The organism is Pseudomaricurvus alkylphenolicus, assembly GCF_011683955.1.
Classification (GTDB): domain Bacteria; phylum Pseudomonadota; class Gammaproteobacteria; order Pseudomonadales; family Cellvibrionaceae; genus Pseudomaricurvus; species Pseudomaricurvus alkylphenolicus.
This window is the reverse complement of record NZ_JAAQPI010000019.1, coordinates 1-18566: the sequence shown is the minus strand read 5'-3', so window position 1 is coordinate 18566 and position 18566 is coordinate 1. Positions and strand designations below refer to the sequence as shown.

At 51.1% G+C, this 18566-nt stretch carries 19 protein-coding genes; 2 read left to right on the top strand and 17 right to left on the bottom strand.

Annotated features, from left to right (window positions below):
* Nucleotides 1–21 precede the first annotated feature (21 nt).
* The 5 genes from deoC to deoA form a co-directional block, all read right to left on the bottom strand.
* The gene (gene deoC / locus HBA55_RS31425) at nt 22–1059 is read right to left on the bottom strand and encodes a deoxyribose-phosphate aldolase (protein WP_166999709.1); all 1038 of its coding nucleotides are present in this window, start codon (nt 1057–1059) and stop codon (nt 22–24) included.
* Entirely contained in the window at nt 1059–1769 is a 711-nt protein-coding gene (gene deoD, locus HBA55_RS31420; RefSeq protein WP_166999708.1) for a purine-nucleoside phosphorylase, read from the bottom strand. Before deoD ends, deoC begins: the two co-directional genes overlap by 1 nt.
* Nucleotides 1766–3013 (bottom strand): phosphopentomutase, encoded by a 1248-nt coding sequence (locus tag HBA55_RS31415; protein WP_166999707.1) that lies wholly within the window; start codon nt 3011–3013, stop codon nt 1766–1768. The genes deoD and HBA55_RS31415 overlap by 4 nt, the downstream gene beginning before the upstream one ends.
* A gap of 264 nt (nt 3014–3277) precedes the next feature.
* Complete coding sequence (locus tag HBA55_RS31410) at nt 3278–4453, bottom strand: endonuclease/exonuclease/phosphatase family protein (protein WP_166999706.1); 1176 nt, start codon at nt 4451–4453, stop codon at nt 3278–3280.
* 106 nt (nt 4454–4559) lie between these two features.
* Complete coding sequence (gene deoA / locus HBA55_RS31405) at nt 4560–5876, bottom strand: thymidine phosphorylase (RefSeq protein ID WP_166999705.1); 1317 nt, start codon at nt 5874–5876, stop codon at nt 4560–4562.
* Nucleotides 5877–6001: 125 nt separating this feature from the next.
* Between deoA and HBA55_RS31400 the strand changes: the two genes are divergently transcribed.
* Nucleotides 6002–6952, top strand: coding sequence for a bifunctional helix-turn-helix transcriptional regulator/GNAT family N-acetyltransferase (locus HBA55_RS31400; protein WP_166999704.1), 951 nt, complete (start codon nt 6002–6004; stop codon nt 6950–6952).
* Between the two features lie 7 nt (nt 6953–6959).
* Here HBA55_RS31400 and HBA55_RS31395 read toward each other — a convergent pair whose 3' ends face one another.
* On the bottom strand, nt 6960–9449 hold the full coding sequence (locus tag HBA55_RS31395) for an Ig-like domain-containing protein (RefSeq protein WP_166999703.1): 2490 nt from the start codon (nt 9447–9449) through the stop codon (nt 6960–6962).
* Nucleotides 9450–9680: 231 nt separating this feature from the next.
* The gene (locus HBA55_RS31390; RefSeq protein ID WP_166999702.1) at nt 9681–11318 is read right to left on the bottom strand and encodes an AMP-binding protein; all 1638 of its coding nucleotides are present in this window, start codon (nt 11316–11318) and stop codon (nt 9681–9683) included.
* Nucleotides 11319–11464: 146 nt separating this feature from the next.
* On the opposite strand from HBA55_RS31390, the gene HBA55_RS37925 reads away from it, so the two are divergent.
* Entirely contained in the window at nt 11465–12457 is a 993-nt protein-coding gene (locus HBA55_RS37925) for a GlxA family transcriptional regulator (protein WP_166999701.1), read from the top strand.
* Nucleotides 12458–12481: 24 nt separating this feature from the next.
* Here the strand turns inward: HBA55_RS37925 and HBA55_RS31380 are convergent, their stop codons facing one another.
* The 10 genes from HBA55_RS31380 to HBA55_RS31335 form a co-directional block, all read right to left on the bottom strand.
* Nucleotides 12482–12838 carry a DOPA 4,5-dioxygenase family protein gene (locus tag HBA55_RS31380; RefSeq protein WP_166999700.1) on the bottom strand — a complete coding sequence of 119 codons (357 nt, stop codon included), beginning with the start codon at nt 12836–12838 and terminating at the stop codon, nt 12482–12484.
* A 14-nt stretch (nt 12839–12852) separates the two neighbouring features.
* Nucleotides 12853–13077 carry a tautomerase family protein gene (locus HBA55_RS31375; protein WP_166999699.1) on the bottom strand — a complete coding sequence of 75 codons (225 nt, stop codon included), beginning with the start codon at nt 13075–13077 and terminating at the stop codon, nt 12853–12855.
* A 63-nt stretch (nt 13078–13140) separates the two neighbouring features.
* Nucleotides 13141–13476, bottom strand: a complete 336-nt coding sequence (locus tag HBA55_RS31370; protein ID WP_166999698.1) for a zinc ribbon domain-containing protein YjdM — start codon at nt 13474–13476, stop codon at nt 13141–13143.
* A gap of 121 nt (nt 13477–13597) precedes the next feature.
* Nucleotides 13598–13909 (bottom strand): cupin domain-containing protein, encoded by a 312-nt coding sequence (locus tag HBA55_RS31365; RefSeq protein WP_166999697.1) that lies wholly within the window; start codon nt 13907–13909, stop codon nt 13598–13600.
* 47 nt (nt 13910–13956) lie between these two features.
* Complete coding sequence (gene ybaK, locus HBA55_RS31360; RefSeq protein ID WP_166999696.1) at nt 13957–14424, bottom strand: Cys-tRNA(Pro) deacylase; 468 nt, start codon at nt 14422–14424, stop codon at nt 13957–13959.
* Nucleotides 14421–14807 carry an SMU1112c/YaeR family gloxylase I-like metalloprotein gene (gene gloA2, locus HBA55_RS31355; protein WP_166999695.1) on the bottom strand — a complete coding sequence of 129 codons (387 nt, stop codon included), beginning with the start codon at nt 14805–14807 and terminating at the stop codon, nt 14421–14423. Before gloA2 ends, ybaK begins: the two co-directional genes overlap by 4 nt.
* Before the next feature lie 57 nt (nt 14808–14864).
* The gene (locus HBA55_RS31350; RefSeq protein ID WP_240946396.1) at nt 14865–15437 is read right to left on the bottom strand and encodes an HD domain-containing protein; all 573 of its coding nucleotides are present in this window, start codon (nt 15435–15437) and stop codon (nt 14865–14867) included.
* 656 nt (nt 15438–16093) lie between these two features.
* Complete coding sequence (locus HBA55_RS31345; protein WP_166999694.1) at nt 16094–16498, bottom strand: GFA family protein; 405 nt, start codon at nt 16496–16498, stop codon at nt 16094–16096.
* 148 nt (nt 16499–16646) lie between these two features.
* The gene (locus tag HBA55_RS31340) at nt 16647–17228 is read right to left on the bottom strand and encodes a hypothetical protein (protein ID WP_166999693.1); all 582 of its coding nucleotides are present in this window, start codon (nt 17226–17228) and stop codon (nt 16647–16649) included.
* A gap of 28 nt (nt 17229–17256) precedes the next feature.
* Entirely contained in the window at nt 17257–17649 is a 393-nt protein-coding gene (locus HBA55_RS31335) for a hypothetical protein (protein WP_166999692.1), read from the bottom strand.
* Between the last annotated feature and the right edge of the window lie 917 nt (nt 17650–18566).

The window sequence follows — 18566 nt, the reverse complement described above, 5'->3', positions numbered from 1 at the left end:
TGGAATTCCGGTGCGCGTGAATCAGGCCATGGGGTGACGGTGTGCTGCGGAGTAACGGCCGCTGATGTGGTGCTCCAGCTGTCGTTCAATATCTCCAAGCAGGCTGGAAGCTCCGAAACGGAACATCTCCGGGTTAAGCCAGTCGTTACCCAGCTCTTCCTTTATCATCACCAAATACACCAACGCGTCTTTGGCAGTGCTGATACCACCTGCAGGTTTAAAACCAACGGGATATCCGGTTAATTCGAAATAGCGGCGAATCATGCGCACCATCACCAGGCTCACGGGCAAAGTGGCGTTGACGGTCTCCATACCGGTGGAGGTTTTAATAAAGTCCGCACCGGCCATCATGCACACCATGGACGCCCTGGCGACATTGTTCAGGGTTGCCAGCTGACCGGTGGAGATAATGGTTTTCATATGGGCATGGCCACAGGCCTGACGATAGGCTTTGACCTCGTCGTAGAGCGCCTGCCAGTCTTCGTTAAGTACAAAGCGACGGGAGATCACAATGTCAATTTCGGTGGCCCCGGCGGCAACGGAAAGTTCGATCTCCCGCAAGCGGGTTTCCAGCGGTGCCAAACAAGCGGGGAATCCCGTGGACACAGCGGCTACCGGGATATTGGTGCCTCGCAGAGCCTTTACCGCTTCTTCCACCATGGCGTGATACACACAGACCGCACCGGTGGTGATGTGCAGATCCTCAACGCCCAGAGCTTCCGCAATATCCTGACGCAGGGGGTGGCGGGCCTTCGAACACAGCCGACGCACACGCCCTTCGGTATCGTCACCGGACAATGTGGTCAGGTCGATACAGCTGACCGCTTTAAGCAACCAGGCAGCCTGCCAGTCTTTCTTCAGGGAACGGCGGGTTTTAAGTGTCGCGCAACGGCGTTCAACCGCACTTTGATTAACCCGAATATCGGTCACCCACTCCAGGTTCAGATCCGTTCCCGGGTTCAACAAGGGCGGATGTTCAGCCGCGCTGTGTTGGCTTACTTCTTTGAGCTCCGGGGGTTGTGAGGCATCAAGCGCCTCTACCTTGCTATTCTCGGCCATCACTTGTCACCCACCGCCGTTTTCAGAGACAGTTCAATCATGTCATCCAGAGAGTTCTGACGCGCCTCGCCAGACAAGCCTTCGTGGGTTCGAATCAGGTCGGTCACGGTGCAGATCGCCAGTGCTTTGGCACCGAACTCGGCAGCAACGCCATAGAGCCCAGCGGCCTCCATTTCAACACCCAGGATGCCGTAACGCTCCATCACGTCGAACATGTCCTGGTCGGGGGTGTAAAATAAATCGGCGGAAAATACATTGCCCACACGCGCGTTCAGGCCCATGGCGCGAGTGGCATTTACCGCACGCTCCAGCAGACCATAGTCAGCGATGGCGGCAAAATCGTGGTTCTTAAAACGGATGCGGTTAACATTGGAATCGGTACAGGCCCCCATGCCGATCACCACATCACGCAGCTTCACATCGGGGCTTACCGAGCCGCAGGAGCCGATACGAATAATCTCTTTAACGCCATAATCCGTAATCAGCTCCTTGGCATAAATCGAGGCCGAGGGTATTCCCATTCCGGAGCCCATAATGGAAATACGCTGCCCCTGATAGCTGCCGGTAAAACCCAGCATATTACGAAGGTTGGTCACTTCGCGGGCGTCGCTCAGAAACTTTTCTGCAACATATTTGGCTCGCAGCGGATCGCCGGGCATCAGAACCAGTTCTGCGAAGTCTCCGTTGGCGGCATTAATGTGTGGTGTCATGAACCTGCTCTCTCTTCAGTAAAACTTATGCCGTAACCCAGGGCCGGCAAATTAAAATAATTGGCCAATGTCTGGCCGATGTCTGCAAAAGTTTCTCTTCGTCCTTGTGAACCCGGTGTCAGACCGAGCTTTTCCAGTTGGTGACTGTAGACCAGTATGGGCACGTGTTCACGCGTGTGATCGCTGCCCTTCCAGGTAGGGTCGCAGCCGTGGTCGGCGGTGAAAACCACCAGATCTTCTTCGCCCATGGCGTTGAACAACTCAGGCAATCGCTGATCAAAATATTCGAGCGCGCGAGCGTAACCGTTTACATCACGGCGGTGCCCGTACTCGGAATCGAAATCGACAAAGTTGGTAAATACCAGACTCTGGTCCGGCGCCCGCGACAGTGTTTCCAGAGTCGCATCAAACAGCCCCTCCAATCCGGAGGCTTTGATTTTTTCGCTGACACCCTGGCCGGCAAAAATGTCGTAAATCTTGCCAACCGCCAGTACCTGCCGATCATGCTCAATCAAACTGTCGAGCAATGTCGGCTGCGGCGGTTTGACGGAAAAATCCCGGCGGTTGCCGGTGCGTTTGAACTGGCTCGCGTTCGCGCCAACAAACGGTCGTGCAATGACGCGGCAGATGTTGTAGTCCTCCAGCAGATCAAATGCAATCTGGCAGATCTCCAGCAATCGCTCTAACCCGAACGCCTCCTCGTGGCAGGCAATCTGAAACACGCTGTCGGCGGAGGTGTACACAATCGGTTTGCCGGTGCGGCAATGCTCTTCGCCCAGGCGGGCAATTATCTCTGTGCCGGAGGCGTGACAATTGCCAAGCACGCCGGGAAGCTTAGCGCGCTCAACGAATTGGTCGAGCAACGCCTCGGGAAAGCTGTCTTGTTTGTCAGTAAAATAGCCCCAGTCGAACTTGACGGGCACACCGGTCATTTCCCAATGGCCACTGGAGGTGTCTTTACCGCTGCTGAGTTCCTTGGCGTGGGCGTAGGCACCCATCACATCTGCGCTGGTATCGCAGCCTTCGGGAAACCGGCCGCTACTTTCTTTTGCAGCGTGCATCAAGCCAAGACGAGTCAGATTTGGCAACCGTAATGGGCCCGTGCGCCCCTCTTCAGCTTGCCCTTGCGCGCAACGCTGAGCGATATGGCCCAGTGTATTGCTGCCTGCGTCGCCAAAGCGCTCCGCATCCTCGGTGGATCCGATGCCAAAAGAGTCAAGTACCAGAATCAGCGCACGTTTCATGTCGTTACTTTTTGAGACCTCGGTAAATTTTGGATTTAACCTTTAAGGAAATTCTGTGTATCTCATAACTATAGGAAGCCGATGTAATTTTGCCGAGAATCGGCAATTACGCGCCAAATCTTTGCGCATATCTGACTCGGTGAATCCTATGGTTCAGGCTCAAACGCCTTAAGTTAAACGTTTAAGGTACATTAACGGGATTCTGGCACTACTGTCAAGACCGGATTTTTGGAGTTTGAAAATAGAGAGACTCTGCGGCTGTCGTCAGGGTTGTTTTAACAACAATCGAATCCATACCAGGCGATGATCCGAGGAGGCATGACGGGAGGTCACCAGGTCGTGGTCCGGCTCATTCATCGCCGGCCAGAATACGCCGCTGGAAAGCACTTGCAGCCCATGGTGGGAAGGCAACACATAATCAGACCGGATGCCCCAAGTTGCGGTGTGAGTGTTGGCGTGGGGCAGCCAGGGTTTGTTTTCCGCCCCGCCGCGACTGACAGGTTTGAAGAAGTTATTCACCAGGCTATGTCCCAGCAAGCCGGCAATGCCTTCGATACGAGCCTCCCCATCCACGATGGAGGCATTCAGATCCCCGGCGATGACGAAGGACGAGCCCGCTGGCAAGCCGCCTCGTTTACCCGTATCGTCGTAGATATAGCGGGAAGTTTCCGGTTGCAGGTAGTCTCTCCAAAAACGTATTTCGTCGTGATTGCGCTTACCGTTTCGATCCTCGGCACCATCAAACACCGGTGGCGTCGGATGACTGGCAAGAATATGAATCCGATGGTTATTCACTTTGATCGGAACATCCCAATGGGATTTTGAAGACAGCCGCAGCCGGCTCCACTCTGCATCGGTATACCACCCTTCGTTATCGTCTGATCCATATCCAGCACCCGGCCGCAATGCCTCAGGCATATCACGCCATAGAAAGCGCTGAAATGTTCGAACCTTATCGAGCTCAATCGGGAATCGGGACAAAATAGCCATACCGTATTGGCCGGGATAATGTCCAAAACCCTGGGCATCACCCGGCAATTGACCCGCAACGCCATTCTTGTCGAGATCCAGATCAGTGACCAGGCCCGAATTCACCTGCTCCGTATACAGGTAGCGGTAGTCAATAGGTTGGGTTCCTTGTTGCGAAACCTTCAGGTAGTTTTTGCTAAACGCACCCAATCCCGCCTCAAGATCGGAAATATGGTCGAATTCGTTAAGCAACAAAACATCCGGCCGTACTAACTGAATAATGCGAGCGATATTGCGAATACGCAGATTGCCGCCGCTAGCGAGCTGCGCTTTCAAGGCGTCGCTGGAGTTTTCGCCTCCAAAGCTCGGCCCATCAAGACTGACATTAAAAGTGGCAACGGAAATAACCTGCCCCTGGGGCTGGTAGGCGCTATTGGATGTTCTGGGATCACCGGCGCAAGCCGCCAACATTATCGCCCAGAAAAGTATTAAAAGTCGGACCGGGCCAACAATACAACGCATGGTTTGGATCTTGTCCTTAACCGTGGTGAATATTTTTGTTCTCTGTCAGTTCCGCTTAGGTTATCCGTCGCAGTAGGGTTTGAGGTTGCTCTGCCGGTGGATCACCCACTGAAATAAACGCCCTCAAACACGCTTGCATCTGCTCGGCGTCGTTCTGGTTCGCCGCATGAATCCAGGCCAGTGGTCTGTCTCTATCAACGCGCTCTCCGATTGCAACCACCTGAGTTAAACCCACGCGGTGGTCAATGGTATCTTCCGTCCTGTGGCGACCACCGCCCAATTCCACAATCCCGTTACCCAAACGGCGAACATCCATGGCGTTTACCACGCCTTCCTGTTGAGCATAGACCGGAACCTGCACCGGCGCCTGCGGCAGATATCGATCCGGGGATTCGAGCAGATCTGCAGGCCCTCCCAATGCCACCACCATGTTAGTGAAAGCTTCTGCGGCGGCACCGGATTCAAGGGCCTCAGCCAGCCGAACAAAGGCCTGTTCGCGCTTGTCCACCAGCCCGGAAGAGATCAGTAACTCAACGCCCAGCTCCATCACTACCTGATGCAGTCGCGCCTCGCGCTGCTCACCGGATAAATAGTCAATGCACTCCCGCACTTCGAGGGCATTGCCGGCCGTTCGACCCAATATTTGCGACATATCCGTAATCAGTGCCGTTACCGGTAAATCCAAACCCTTTCCCACCGCCACTAGTCGGGCCGCCAGATCTTCTGCCATCTGCAGCGTGCGAGCAAAGGCACCATTGCCGGTTTTGATGTCCATCACCAGAGCGTCCAAGCCGGCGGCCAGCTTTTTGGAGAGGATCGAGGCGGTGATCAAGGGTAGCGATTCTACGGTTCCCGTGACATCACGAATCGCGTAAAAGCGGCGGTCCGCCGGTGCCAGACCGTCCGTTTGCCCGACGATAGCGCAGCCCACCTGTTGCACCACCCGTTGAAAAGTCTTGCTGTCCGGGGTGGTGTTGTAACCGGGAATACTGTCGAGCTTGTCGAGGGTACCCCCGGTATGCCCCAGGCCCCGACCGGAGATCATGGGCACATAGGCCCCACATGCAGCCAGCATCGGGGCCAGCATCAGGCTGACTTTATCCCCGACGCCGCCCGATGAATGTTTGTCGAGAACCGGCCCCGACAGGTCAAGGGACTGCCATTGCAGAACATCACCGGAGTCGCGCATGGCCCGGGTCAGGGCCACTGACTCCATCGCAGACATATCCCGAAACAAGGTCGCCATGGCAAAAGCCGCAACCTGGCCCTCACTAATGGTACTGTTGGTTAATCCCTCCACGAAGTATTCGATTTCCGCGGCAGACAGCTCTCCGCCGTCACGTTTTTTGCAAATGATGTCCTGTATCAGCACCGCTTCTCTCCCGGATCACTTGGATTAAGTGTAACCCAGACACTATTCCACGCTTGCATCTTGGGTGAACCTGGCCTAGGATTTACGTTAGTACTTACGTAATTTGTTTTATTATTTGAGCAGCCATGAAAAACCTGAATGATTTCAATGAATTGGCCCTTGGCAGCCGCTTAAAGAGCCTCAGCGACCGGATGTTTGCCGATGTAGATGCTCTCTACAAGAGCCGTGGCATCGAATTATCCAGCCGCTGTTTTGCCTCACTGCTGCTGCTCAGAGCCAATGGTTCCATGGGCATTACGGAACTGGCCAGGCAGCTGGGTCAAACCCACTCGGCTGTGAGCCAGCTCAGTAAAACCATGTTAAAGGCAGGGGTGATTGATCAGGCCAAAGACCCCTCCGACGAACGCCGTCGTCTGTTGCAGATCACTCCTGCTGGCACACAGTTGTTGGAACACAACAAAGACCTGATGGACGATATCGAGGCCGCGTTGCGCGATGCCATCGCCGTAACCCAGCATGAATTTATGGCGGCTCTGAACGGCTTGGATCAACAGCTGGATGAAATGAGTTTGTTTGACAGAGTGAAGACGCGGGAAAACGCCCGCCGGGAGAAAGCCGTGGAGATTATCGACTTTGAACCCCGCTATCGGGATGATTTTAAACGCTTGAATGTGGAATGGCTGGAAAAATACTTTTACGTGGAGGCGTTCGACAATCAGGTGCTTTCCAATCCTGAGGAATATATTCTTGAGCCCGGCGGCCACATCTTTTTTGCGCGGCTTGACGATGAAATCATTGGAACATCATCATTAATTCGGCAAGAGGATGGCCGCTTCGAATTATCCAAGATGTCCATCACCGAAAAACACCAGGGGCTCGGCCTCGGCCGTAAACTCGCCCAGCGAGCCATTGAACAATTTAAACGCAGCGATTCACCGCAACTCTTTTTGGAAACCAACACCCGCTTGACGCCCGCCATTCGCCTCTATGAATCCCTGGGTTTTGTGCATGCAAAACCCGAGGTGGAATCCCACTACCAGCGGGCGGACGTCTATATGATTTACGAAGGTGACTGAATGCCGCCTAAAGGCTGTATTCAATCACCAGTTGCGGCGCCTGGTTGCTGTTACCGTTATACGAGCGGGCATTGCGTTGCGTCAGCGCGTCATCCTCGGCGGAAATTCTGAGCATCAGAGCTGAACCCTGCATCCAATTATTGTGGTCCACAATCTCTTGCACAATAGCGGACAAATCCGGTGTCTGCTGCGCCTCGCCAGCCTGGTCCACGGCCGTCCAGGCATCAGGAGACCAGTGAACGGTCGCCTGAGTCGCGGTGCGGCCACTGACATCGAAACTGCTGTAAGAAAACGCGCTGGCATCACCCGAGTATTCGCCTTCGATGCTCAGGTTAACGTCGTCATCGCTGGTACTCTTACTGGTAAACTGGATGTAAGCACGACTGATAATTGCACCCGCTGGTACAGGCACATCGGTAAAGCGCAGACCAACCGTCTGATGCCCGGACAAACCATAGGTGGATGACACATAACTGTCATAACCCAGCTCCAGATCCGAACCGTTTCTGGCGATGCTGCCGCTCTCGCGCTCTTCCACGTCGTCGTTACCGGAGCTGATCGGTATCACCACCTGCTGGCCGACAATGGAAAGTGAGGCGGCATCAGAGCTCGCCAGCTCACCCAGATCATCCTCAGCTTCTGCATGGATAGTGAATTGACCATATCCTGGCGGAAACCAGTCAAGCTCATAGGGGGCCTGCATGTCCATGCCCACTTCAACGTTATCCACGTAAAAACGCACAACACTGACACCGCCATCGGCATCAGCAGCGGATGCCGTCAGGCTGACCGCTCCAAACCCTTGAACCACATCATTGTCTGCCGGTGTAAGCAGCTGCACCTGGGGAGCCAAATTGGCCACTGCACCATTGCTGTATTCCACGTAAAGATATGGATCTTTGTGCGCCGAACCGTTTGCAGAATCGGCGACGCGTTTGCCGCTACCGGTAACCATCAAACTCAGCGCGCTCTGCTCATTCCAACCCGGGCGATTAACCACTTGTTGCAGTACCGGCGCCAGATTTGGCGTCGCCTGCTCCAGGCGGGTTTCGTTAACCTGCGACCATTCCAGCGGATTCCAATTGACACTGGTCATGGTCAGGCTGCGTTGGCTGAGATCGAAGTCCACTTCGCTGAATGGTACAGAGGAGTCCACATCTTCTGCCTGCACCGTCAGGTCGGTGAATTCATCGTCCGTTTCGTCTGCACTGAACTGCACATGGGCATGTTCGATGCTGACGCCCTGGGGCAGCCCCAGATCCGGGAATCGCAAACCCACCACCTGGGCTCCTTTACTGCCGTCTTCCACCAGTTCGAGATCAGAACTGGACAGATCGACGTTGCCGGAATCGGACTCCTCAGCATCATCGTCGCTGTCTTCAATACGCGCAAAAACTATGGACGGGTATTGAGCGGCGCTGTCACCCGTTGCGCGGACGCCGTGACCGTAAATGTCGATGATTTCGATTTCCAGATCATTGACGTCAAAGTCCAGCGGCAGATCCCTGACCCGTACGTCGAGCACATAAGCCGGCGTAGTGTTCATGTCATTATTGATAAGGGGGCGAAACTCCTGGGCTGTGTTTTCCGGGCTGGCCGGATAGGGTTGCGGCATATCGTCCATCTTGTCGAGATAGCGGCGATAAGCGCTCTGGCCGCGATTGTAGGCATAGGCGAAGAGTTCCAGCCCATCCACATAGTCGTTGTTGTCGCGAAAGTCCCCGGCGTTTTCGCTGATGGACTCAAAGTCATAACTGCGCTCATAGTTCGAATTCAGCAGACGTACTTTTACGGCCATAATCGCTGTGCTCTGGTAAGGCAGAGTCACTCGAAACAGGGCGGAATCCAGATCGTGATTGAGCTGGGCGATCTCGGCGTCCGCCAGTGGCGCGTGCAGGTGAACATAAGCGGCGGGATCGAAGGTGCGCATCGGATTGACGTTAATGGTCCTCTGCCCATCGTGTCGCATTACGCTGTAATGCAGGTGCACTGTACTGGTGTGACCGGATTCTCCCATCACCCCAACATCATCGCCCTGATCTATACGCGCGCCGATTTGCAGCCCCTGGGCGATGGTGTCCAGGTGGCGGTAGGCCATATAGATATGCCCCCAACCCTGATTGCCACTGAATTGCTGGTCACAGCGGACCTCCACATAACGACCTTCGCCGGTGGACTCCATTTGTGCGTCCGGGCCATCTTCAATCTCGGTAATCTCGCCGTCACAGCGACTCACAATCATGGGTGGCGTGTTTTCGTCGTAGTCGACCCCGCCGGAAGTGACCGCAGCGGTCACGTCCATGCCTTTGTGAAAATCAAAGAAACCGATGTTGCTGCTTGATACCGACTTGTAGCGGGGACCAAACAGCGACATAAAATAACGCTCGCTATAACTGGGGGAGTAGGTATTGGGAGCCTGGCTTAGAATATCGGCGGCGACAGGAGCAACGAAGCCATAGCTGTAGGCAGGCTCCACATTGGGACGGCTTGTGTCCACAAATGACGTGACCGAGAGGGGGTGACCTGGGGCTGCGTGGAGTGGAGCGGCAAAAGCGCAAAACGCCAGTGCAGTTAAATGCTGTCGAATCATCATTGAATCCCTTCGTTGAGGTTGGTTGTCATGCTATCGCAGCTATGAAAACCGGGTTGTAAACCACGTCACAATTTGAGGGGGATTCGACGATGACAGTCCCTTCTGACCAGCTTGCACCCTATATCCCGGGCCGTGCTAGCTCTCCCAGATAACTTTACCTTTCAGCGGTGCGGTCAGGAAATGGCCGTAGCGCTGCTCCAGTTGGTCTCGCTTGAGCTTGAGGGTTGGGGTCAGCAGTCCGTTTTCAATACTCCAGGGTTCTTCCGTCACGATGATGTGATCCAGCACCTGATGGGATTCCAAATCGCCATTGACAGCCTCCAGGGTCCTCTCCAGCTGCTGACTAACTTTAGAGCGGTCATTGGAAACGCCCTCGCCTAGTACCACTAAAGCAATGGGCTGTTTACGACCAATGCCCATCACACATACCTGTTCAATGTCCGTATTGCGCCCCAGACTGCTTTCGATAGGTACCGGAGCCACATATTTGCCCTTACCGGTTTTAAATTGCTCCTTAACACGGCCGATGATCTTCCAGGAGCCGTCCTCACGCAGCTCCGCGCGATCACCGGTTTTAAACCAATCCTTGATAAAAGCATCGGCCGTGGCTTCCGGGTTGTTGTAGTATTCCTTGAAAATGGCGTCGCCGCGAATCAGGACTTCGCCCTCCTCCGACAACGTCATCTCTACGCAAGATAATGGTGAACCAATGGTGCCGAGGTACTCCATTTGAAACGGCAAATTGCAACAGGACAGACCCGAGGTTTCGGTCATGCCCCAACCCTCTCCAATATTCACACCAATAGTGTGGAACCAGCGCAACACGTCCGGAGAAATCGGCGCACTGCCGGAACCAAATCGGACAGCTTTATCGAGCCCCAGACCGGCACGAATCTTGTGCGCCACGCGCTTGCCGATAAACGGAATCTTCAACAGGAGTTGAAGCTTTTGGTTGGAAATCTGAGCCAGAATCTGGGATTGAAACTTGGTCCACAAACGGGGCACGGAAATAAAGTTGGTGGGACGGGCGTAGCGCACGTCATCAATAAAAGTCGACAGCGACTCCGTAAAGTAAATATCAGCCGGACGATAATAGGACGGCAGCTCCACCACACAGCGCTCGGTAATATGGGCCAGCGGTAAATAAGACATTACCCGCTCATCCTCCGCCGCGCCAGGCAGATCTGCTGCGCTTTTTGCGGAGGCAGCCACATTGCACTGGCTCAAGACCACACCTTTGGGCAGGCCGGTACTGCCGGAGGTGTATATCAGCGAGAACATATCGTCCGCTTCAGGCTCATGCAGCTCCTGAATCGGTTCATACTCCTGAAGCCAGTCTGTCCATTGAACCTTGCATGAGAGAGTTGGATAAGGATAGGCGATACTCAGCAGATCTGCAGCCATGGCCTCCTCCAGCGCCGCTGTATCGTCGAGTTTGCCTACAAAAATGGCTTTCGCGCCGCTGTGGTTCAACACGTGTTTAATGGTATCCGCCCCGGCGGTCGAATAAATCGGAACGCTGATCAAACCGGCCATCATGATCGCTGCGTCCGAAATAAACCACTCGGCAGAGTTCTTAGCGATAATTGCCACCTTGTCGCCCTGGCTTAAGCCATTGGCGAGCAAGGCGCTGGCGATACGTCGAGCCTGGTTATCTACATCGCCCCAGGTATAGGTCGTCCATTCGCGGTCGACAGGTTGGTGTAACCAGGTTTTGTTTGGGTGCTGGGTAACGTTGTATTGCAGCTGGGCCAGAGGCAGACGATATTCCATGATCTTCCACGCGTTGGTTATTGTTGTGCCGATTTATATCACGAATAACCAGATTCTGGCAGGTCAGCCAAACTTGAGTAATTGTAGAAATCGACATAATATTGGTGATTCTTGCCAACCCATTTCCAATTAGAGGTCAATCCGACATGGTGACTGTGACCATCCTGGTATTTGACTATGCTCTGTCGGCCGCCGTTATGGGGATTAATGATTTGCTCTACTTCGCCGGCAACCATTATGCGCGCCTCAATAGCCGGAGAGAGGGGGCGCTCTTCAATATCCGCATCGCCAGTTGCGATGGTCAACCGATCAAAATCATGAACAACCTGACACTGAACCCGCATTGCGCCATCTCGGATATTGAGGCCAGTGATGTATACCTGGTGCCAACCATCACCGGGGGTATCGAAAAGACGCTACAAAAGAACCCATGGCTGATCGAATGCCTGCAAAAGGCTGCTGACACCGACTGCCTGATCGGAAGCAACAGCAACGGCTCCTTTTTTCTGGCAGAAGCCGGCTTACTGGAGAACAAACAGGCCACTACCTTTTGGGATGACGTCAATTTGTTTAGAGAACGCTATCCGCAAATCGACCTGCGACCAGATCAACTTTTAATTCACGATGGAAACATTCTCTGTGACGCTGGCGGCACCGCCTGGTTCGACCTGGGTCTGTATCTTGTGGAGCTGTTTTGCGACCATCAAACCGCGATGGACAGCGCCAAGTACTTTCTTGTGGACCTTGAACGCTCCACCCAGTTTTCTTATTCACCCCTCAGCAGTAAAAAATACCACGGGGACCACATCGTGAGAGACATCCAGCAATGGATGGAAGATCACTACAATACCAATGTCCGTATCGATGATCTGTGCGAGCAGTTTGGCCTTTCCAACCGCTCACTGGTCCGGCGTTTCAAGCAGGCGACCGGCATCACCCCGCTGAATTATCTGCAGGACGTGCGATTGGATTCAGCCAGCCGTCTGCTGGTTCAATCCAACCAGACCATTGAGAAGATCACCCACGAGGTGGGTTATGAAGATATTAGTTCATTTACGCGCTTGTTTAAGCGAAGAACAGGGTTTTCGCCCAGCGGATACCGGGCGAGATTCAGGGCCGTGCATGTGCCAAGGAATTAACGCAATAGTATTTACCATTTGAAGTCAGGGTTGCTGAAAGAAACTCAGGTTCAACGCCACTGGTTGCCCTAACCAGTACGCGTACTCCGTGTGATCCTTGAGATCATCACCCGTCAGCGCATGCACAAACACCGTTAACCCCTGCCTGTTTTGATCAAGCCATAATATGTAGCTTTCAAAGTCCTTCTCGCCAAAGGTTATCTGGCAGCTCCAGCAAGGGTGTGGGCCTACCCGTTTTTCATGAAACCGACCGACTTTTAGGCCAAATAGATCGCCGGATGCATTACAGACATTCTTCGCCACATGCTTCGACGCTTCATCGAAATAGATATGTGCGTGATAGGCTTTATGTGAATTAACGGGTCTTTTGGGTTCAGGCATGACAAATAGCGTATTTAACCTTGGGTCTTTTTCCAATCGTCAGTGAGTAAACCCGAAAATCCCCAATCTTGCTCGGCAATTTCCTGAATAACCACATGAGTGTGCTCGGGCTTTTTATTCAATACCCGAACCAACGAATCGGTAACATCTTTGACCAACTCCGCCTTTTGTTCTCTGGTTGCTCCCTGGGTAATCTGGATATTCACATATGGCACATTTTTCTCCTTTCGTGCAAACAATCGACGGTCAGCAGACAGGCTTTATGACGCCGCCAGCACAGTCCTGCGCCGGCGGCGATGGTTTTAGACTTTTTTGACAAATTTTGCGGTAACCATCATTTCACCGACGCCAGGCAATTTGCAGTCGAGCTCGTGATCCTTGCCTTCCACAATCCTTCTGATCGTAGTTTTAGTACCGATTTTGAGAACTTGAGAACTGCCTTTTACCTTAAGGTCTTTAATTAAGGTAACCTTATCGCCTTCAGCGAGAAGAGTTCCGTTAGCATCTCGAACCTCGAAAGCGTCATCCTGCTCATCCTCCGACGGATTCCACTCATAGGCACATTCAGGACAGACCAGATTCGTTTGATCCTGATAAACGTACTCTGATTTACACTTTGGACAAGGAGGATACGACATAGACTCTATTTTCCGGAATATTTGGGGGTTGTACCAAATGGTGGAGTTTACCCTATTTTGCTGATGGTACGAACCCGGATGCAGAGAAATAGCGCTGCCGAAGATGGCTATCCGTCACTGCTCAATCTTTATTGAACCAGAATTCAATTTCATCCGTTTCAACTTCAAACATCGCTGAGTGCTCCACATTGGCCGGAACATGATACCATTCGCCCACCCCGATTCTCAGTGTTTCACCATTCATGGTGAGAATCAGCTCGCCCTTGGTAATGACACCATGGTTGTCGGTGTCATGGGTATGCAGAGGTATTGAGGTACCCGCCGGGTAAGAGGCAAATAGAACGTCACTGCCTTTCGCCTCAAGCTTGTAGGCATCAAAGCGACCATCGTATAAAGGCAGTGTTTTTATCTTTTCTGGATAACTTCCCGGCACTTTACTCTCCTTTTGGATGCGAATTGCCAGTGGGGTCAGCAATGTTTCTATTGGCAGATATCAGAAAACACCCCGTTTACCAACATTGCCAAATCATTCGGGTCCAACTCGATTTCCAGTCCTCTACGACCGGCACTGACATAAACCGTCGGATGGCTTTCCGCCGAAGAATCGATGATCGTTTTAAGTCGCTTCTTCTGACCCAGCGGGCTTACCCCGCCCAGCACATAACCGGTAGAACGTTCGACGTCGGTCTTATCAGCCATGATCGCCTTCTTTCCACCTGCCGCTTTTGCAATAAGCTTCATACTCAACATGGAAGAAACGGGTACCACCCCTACCACCAACTCCTTGTTGTCGAGTTTAACCACAAGCGTCTTGAAAACCCTGCTCTCCGACACTCCCAATTTTTCGGCGGCCTCCAAACCATAGGCGGCACTCGACGGATCGTGAGCGTATTCGTGCACTTTATGAGCAACTTTTGCCTTTTTAGCGGCATTAATCCCTGGTGTCATTTTTCGTACAACTCCAAAGGCAGCCCATCTGGATCCTGAAAAAATGTGTAGTACTTTCCTGTGTATTCATCTTTTCGAATGGCCTCGACTTCAACACCGCAAGACTCCAGGTAATCGGCATACGCCTCGACTGATTCTACGACAAAGGCCAGATGCCTTAGACCTCTTGCCTCCGGGCCGGAAACCCGTAATGGTGGCTCTGGAAACGAAAACAGCTCAATCTGATTCCCATTCGGGAGCTCCAGATCAAGTTTGTAGGAATGCCTCTTCTCCCTATAGTTTTCTGCTACGATTTTAAGGCCTAGGGTTTCAGTATAGAAAGCCTTGGATCGCTGATAATCAGAGCAGATAATCGCGACGTGATGTATACCTTCCAAAGTCACTTCTCAATCCTCATCATGCCGTTTCGCCTCCCCATCATTTCCATGTTTGAAGTTACCTTAGGGATCGGCATCGGCAGCTGACGTGTTTTTTAACGCATGCCATGCTTTATGATATTTCTTAACTCGCTCCAGGTCCTTGGTATCAACCGAGTGAAGGCGGAGGATATTAATATTATCCTCAATATCAGCAACCTTCACCTTGGCTGCCAGAGGGTTAGTCTTGACTCGGTCAACAAACTGGTCATAGGTCTCGCCCTGCATCTTGGTTAATGCTTCAACGGCCTCTACGACCACATCCGGAATACCATCGTTCAACAACTCATCAGCGGTGATGTCAGAATCCTCAATCACATCGTGCAAAAGGGCCACCGACATCTCTTCTGCGGAGGTCATTTTTGCCATTATCCTAAGAGGGTGAAGAATATAGGTTTCACCGGCTTTATCTTTTTGGCCTTTATAGGCACGTAGTGCTATTTCCAGTGATTTTTCGATTAAGTTCATAGTTATCTGCCCTTCAATGCCGCCTGAACCCATACCCATATTCAGATCGAACGAATGATCATGTTTTATGCCTGGATAATACCCAATGCGGCTAGCAAAGCGATCACTATAAAAAACCAGAATAGGCAACCAATTAATATCCAAACATAGTTAGCGAGCGTGAATTTTGAATTAGCTATTCCATGTGGGTCCCCTAATACGGTGTTTATAGCAGACTGCACCTTCAGAAAAATCGCTAGCAGTATAGGGAGTACCACTAAACTCACCAGGTCGGTATAAGGAGAACCAACTGCATTATAGGACAATCTATCGCAGACACTGCCTAATATTGACAGAACCACATAGATTGTGGCCATTAGCCCCGGAGACCAAGAACGACCTGTTTTTTTGTCATGTAGTCGGCCATCAACAGCCGTGAACAGCGAGTATGCAAAAAATATGTTAAAAAACCCTCTGGCAATTGGCCATATATCTTCGTCATTCTTGGCTCTATATAGATACCAATTCCGGTAAAACCAATATATGGAATACATACCAATCGTAGATATGAATAATACGGATAGCTTCAGTGGCGATACGCCATAGAATTCACCTTCTGCAATAACGGAACTGTCTTCCAACTCCGAATTTGGCGCATCATATATACTCTCATTCATTCAATTTCCTCCTTGAAAATATGACCTATGTCAGAAATAGACTGGTTTACACCATTAATTTTAAGCGGATAATAACCGGAATCGCTATCGCAACCGAATTGACGGGTGATACGATGCTGACTGACATTGTTATGTATTTTCTGGCGCATGCATTTCATAGCTATTGATATTCTCTGGAATCACTTCCCAGCTTGCTTTTGACCCAACGAATATATGTTTACCAATTTCCAGTTCCGGGTTTTCATTCAAACAACCCAATGTGATACCGTGAATTTTCCCGGCGTATATACCACATAGAGTTGAGCCACATTTACTGCAGAACTGTAAACCAAATCCATGCTGACTGGCATATGTTGTCAGTAGATCAAAACCTGATAACCATTCGAATTCTTCAGGGTTAACCAGCGCATATGCCGATGCTTGGGAACTGAATGCTTTTCTGCAGCGAGAACAATGGCAAGATCGAGCATCCTTTAGAGCCCCGTCGATCCTGTACTTTACTTCACCGCAGAAACATTCTCCTGTTAGCTTCACGTAACCCTCCTATATGTATAACGTCACCTGTACAGCCCGGAACAAGCGCAGCTTGCGAAGGTCCCGTCAGCGCTATTTTTGAGTGTCCGCTGTCTCCAGTATTTCCAAACCTACCACCATTTTTTTGGCATCGCTCTGACTTTGATTGTTAACCAGTATTGCAGCTTCTCCATTCCGATGTCGTCCTACCACTGCCCCCTGCAAAGAAACCACCTTTATTGCTCCTTTGCTCAATTTCAGGAGATTTTTCGAGGATACCATCTTCTCCAACTTTGTTACCTGACGCAGAGCAAGTACCCCAGTTATATTCCCAGAATATTTTGTACTTAGAACCTGCCATAGGATAAAGTCTAAACTTATTAGTGCATTGTGCGGATTGGTAAGCGTAGCCAACTTCAACGTAAATCGGATTATCCGTTGCCAACCTAATTGTTTTTGTTTTTCCTATACTTTCGTTCGAAGATAGATAGATGCTGCCTATATAACCCTCGCTACGAAAGGCGGTTTCATCGGTGCAGGAGCTGTAAAAAGAAACCGATATTTTGTCCTCAGTCCACATCTTCTCCTTAAGATGCGGGGCTTCAACTGTAAGTGTTGCAACATTGCTCTCACTGGGTTCAATATAGGGTTTTTCTTCCAGCCCGAAAAAGCTTTCGTGCAATTGAGTTGTACTGCAACCCTGGATCAGGGCTGAAATAACTAATAGCGAAAACCTACTTACATGCTTCATAATACTCACTTAATGCTTAATGTTATGCTCAAATAAGGTGCGGCTCCTTATTTGTTTCAATAACTCTTTTGACCGTTGCGCCACCTATGTCTTTACAAGTTTGGCCATCATTCATATTCAGCCTGACAGCTTGACCTCTTACTACCGGGCGAACAAAACGCCAGGGCCAAAACCCGAAACGCTGAGAACCAACATAGTTAACTACTGCGTTAGCCCCTAAAGAGTCAGCTTTATCGGCAAAGGCTGGTAAAATATCAGTAACGCTGCCGTAAGAGTTCTTTCCTATTTTGATTTTGCGAATATTTTCATATTGTATGTCTGATGATGGCAGCCCTGTCACCAGGCATATATCCAATGAATCACTCGCACCAGCAGAAGCTGAAACAAGCATCAAAAATCCAATAAGGTTAAACTTTTTCATAATTACTTCCTTATGTTTCTTTAGCTAAAGGAGCATCGTCCTTCACCACAAACCCCATTTTTGCGGTTGGTGCTGATGTATGCGGACCGCAATAGTTAATGTTCAATGACAGGTGATATGTGCCCAGGAGAGCGAACGGAAGGCAGTAATGCTGACGACGGACCTTCCGTTGGTACCACGTTGTCTCAATGCTGTTGATTGTACCCTATTTGGGAGCTGGTAAGAACCCGGAAAGTTTCGAATAGCGCTTCCATCGCCGTAGGCGCGATGCTGGCTAATATGGCTATGCGTTTCCTCCGCATCTTACTTTTCACATTTTCTTTAAATTGTTCCAATGCACCTAGTCGGACATCCAGCTATGAATACAGCAAGAACTAGGAGGATAAATCTGGCCAAGCTCGTCCTACACATAACGTTTCAATAACCGGATGACCAGCTGGAGCAAAGCGGAAGTTGGGATTTCCAGCGAGCGGTTTTGCGCGCGTAGTTGTTTGACTTGTTATATGCCATTGGCTCGATCTCTTAGCCAACCTAAGAGTTTTTGATCACTAACATAGCGGCGAGAGCCATCACAGATGCTTACGCTACGATCCTTGCCAGATATAAATAATAAATACCTTACTCCTTTTTCCATTTGAAGACTGTGTGTCTCCGACCAAAACGTTGCAAAATTCAACTGGAATCCATTTCTATTCTTGAACTCTTCGACCACTGAATAATTTGCCCGATATTGGAAGAATTCAGAAGCCCCTCTATCAACGATACTTTGCACATCAACAAGAACAATTTCCGGCGTTTTTCAAGACAGATGTCACCATTAGTTCATTTTTTACGCTGCTTTCTCACACTCATGGTCCGAGTTATCCGGGTTTAGTTCGACCTCTTTGATGTAATCCCACTTCCTAGCCTCTCCAGAC

Excerpts from the sequence above, each read along its gene's own strand:
- deoC (WP_166999709.1), bottom strand. The coding sequence starts at position 1,059 with ATGGCCGAGAATAGCAAGGTAGAGGCGCTTGATGCCTCACAACCCCCG.
- deoD (WP_166999708.1), bottom strand. The coding sequence starts at position 1,769 with ATGACACCACACATTAATGCCGCCAACGGAGACTTCGCAGAACTGGTT.
- HBA55_RS31415 (WP_166999707.1), bottom strand. The coding sequence starts at position 3,013 with ATGAAACGTGCGCTGATTCTGGTACTTGACTCTTTTGGCATCGGATCC.
- HBA55_RS31410 (WP_166999706.1), bottom strand. The coding sequence starts at position 4,453 with ATGTTGGCGGCTTGCGCCGGTGATCCCAGAACATCCAATAGCGCCTAC.
- HBA55_RS31400 (WP_166999704.1), top strand. The coding sequence starts at position 6,002 with ATGAAAAACCTGAATGATTTCAATGAATTGGCCCTTGGCAGCCGCTTA.
- HBA55_RS31390 (WP_166999702.1), bottom strand. The coding sequence starts at position 11,318 with ATGGAATATCGTCTGCCTCTGGCCCAGCTGCAATACAACGTTACCCAG.
- HBA55_RS37925 (WP_166999701.1), top strand. The coding sequence starts at position 11,465 with ATGGTGACTGTGACCATCCTGGTATTTGACTATGCTCTGTCGGCCGCC.
- HBA55_RS31380 (WP_166999700.1), bottom strand. The coding sequence starts at position 12,838 with ATGCCTGAACCCAAAAGACCCGTTAATTCACATAAAGCCTATCACGCA.
- HBA55_RS31370 (WP_166999698.1), bottom strand. The coding sequence starts at position 13,476 with ATGTCGTATCCTCCTTGTCCAAAGTGTAAATCAGAGTACGTTTATCAG.
- ybaK (WP_166999696.1), bottom strand. The coding sequence starts at position 14,424 with ATGACACCAGGGATTAATGCCGCTAAAAAGGCAAAAGTTGCTCATAAA.
- HBA55_RS31340 (WP_166999693.1), bottom strand. The coding sequence starts at position 17,228 with ATGAAGCATGTAAGTAGGTTTTCGCTATTAGTTATTTCAGCCCTGATC.
- HBA55_RS31335 (WP_166999692.1), bottom strand. The coding sequence starts at position 17,649 with ATGAAAAAGTTTAACCTTATTGGATTTTTGATGCTTGTTTCAGCTTCT.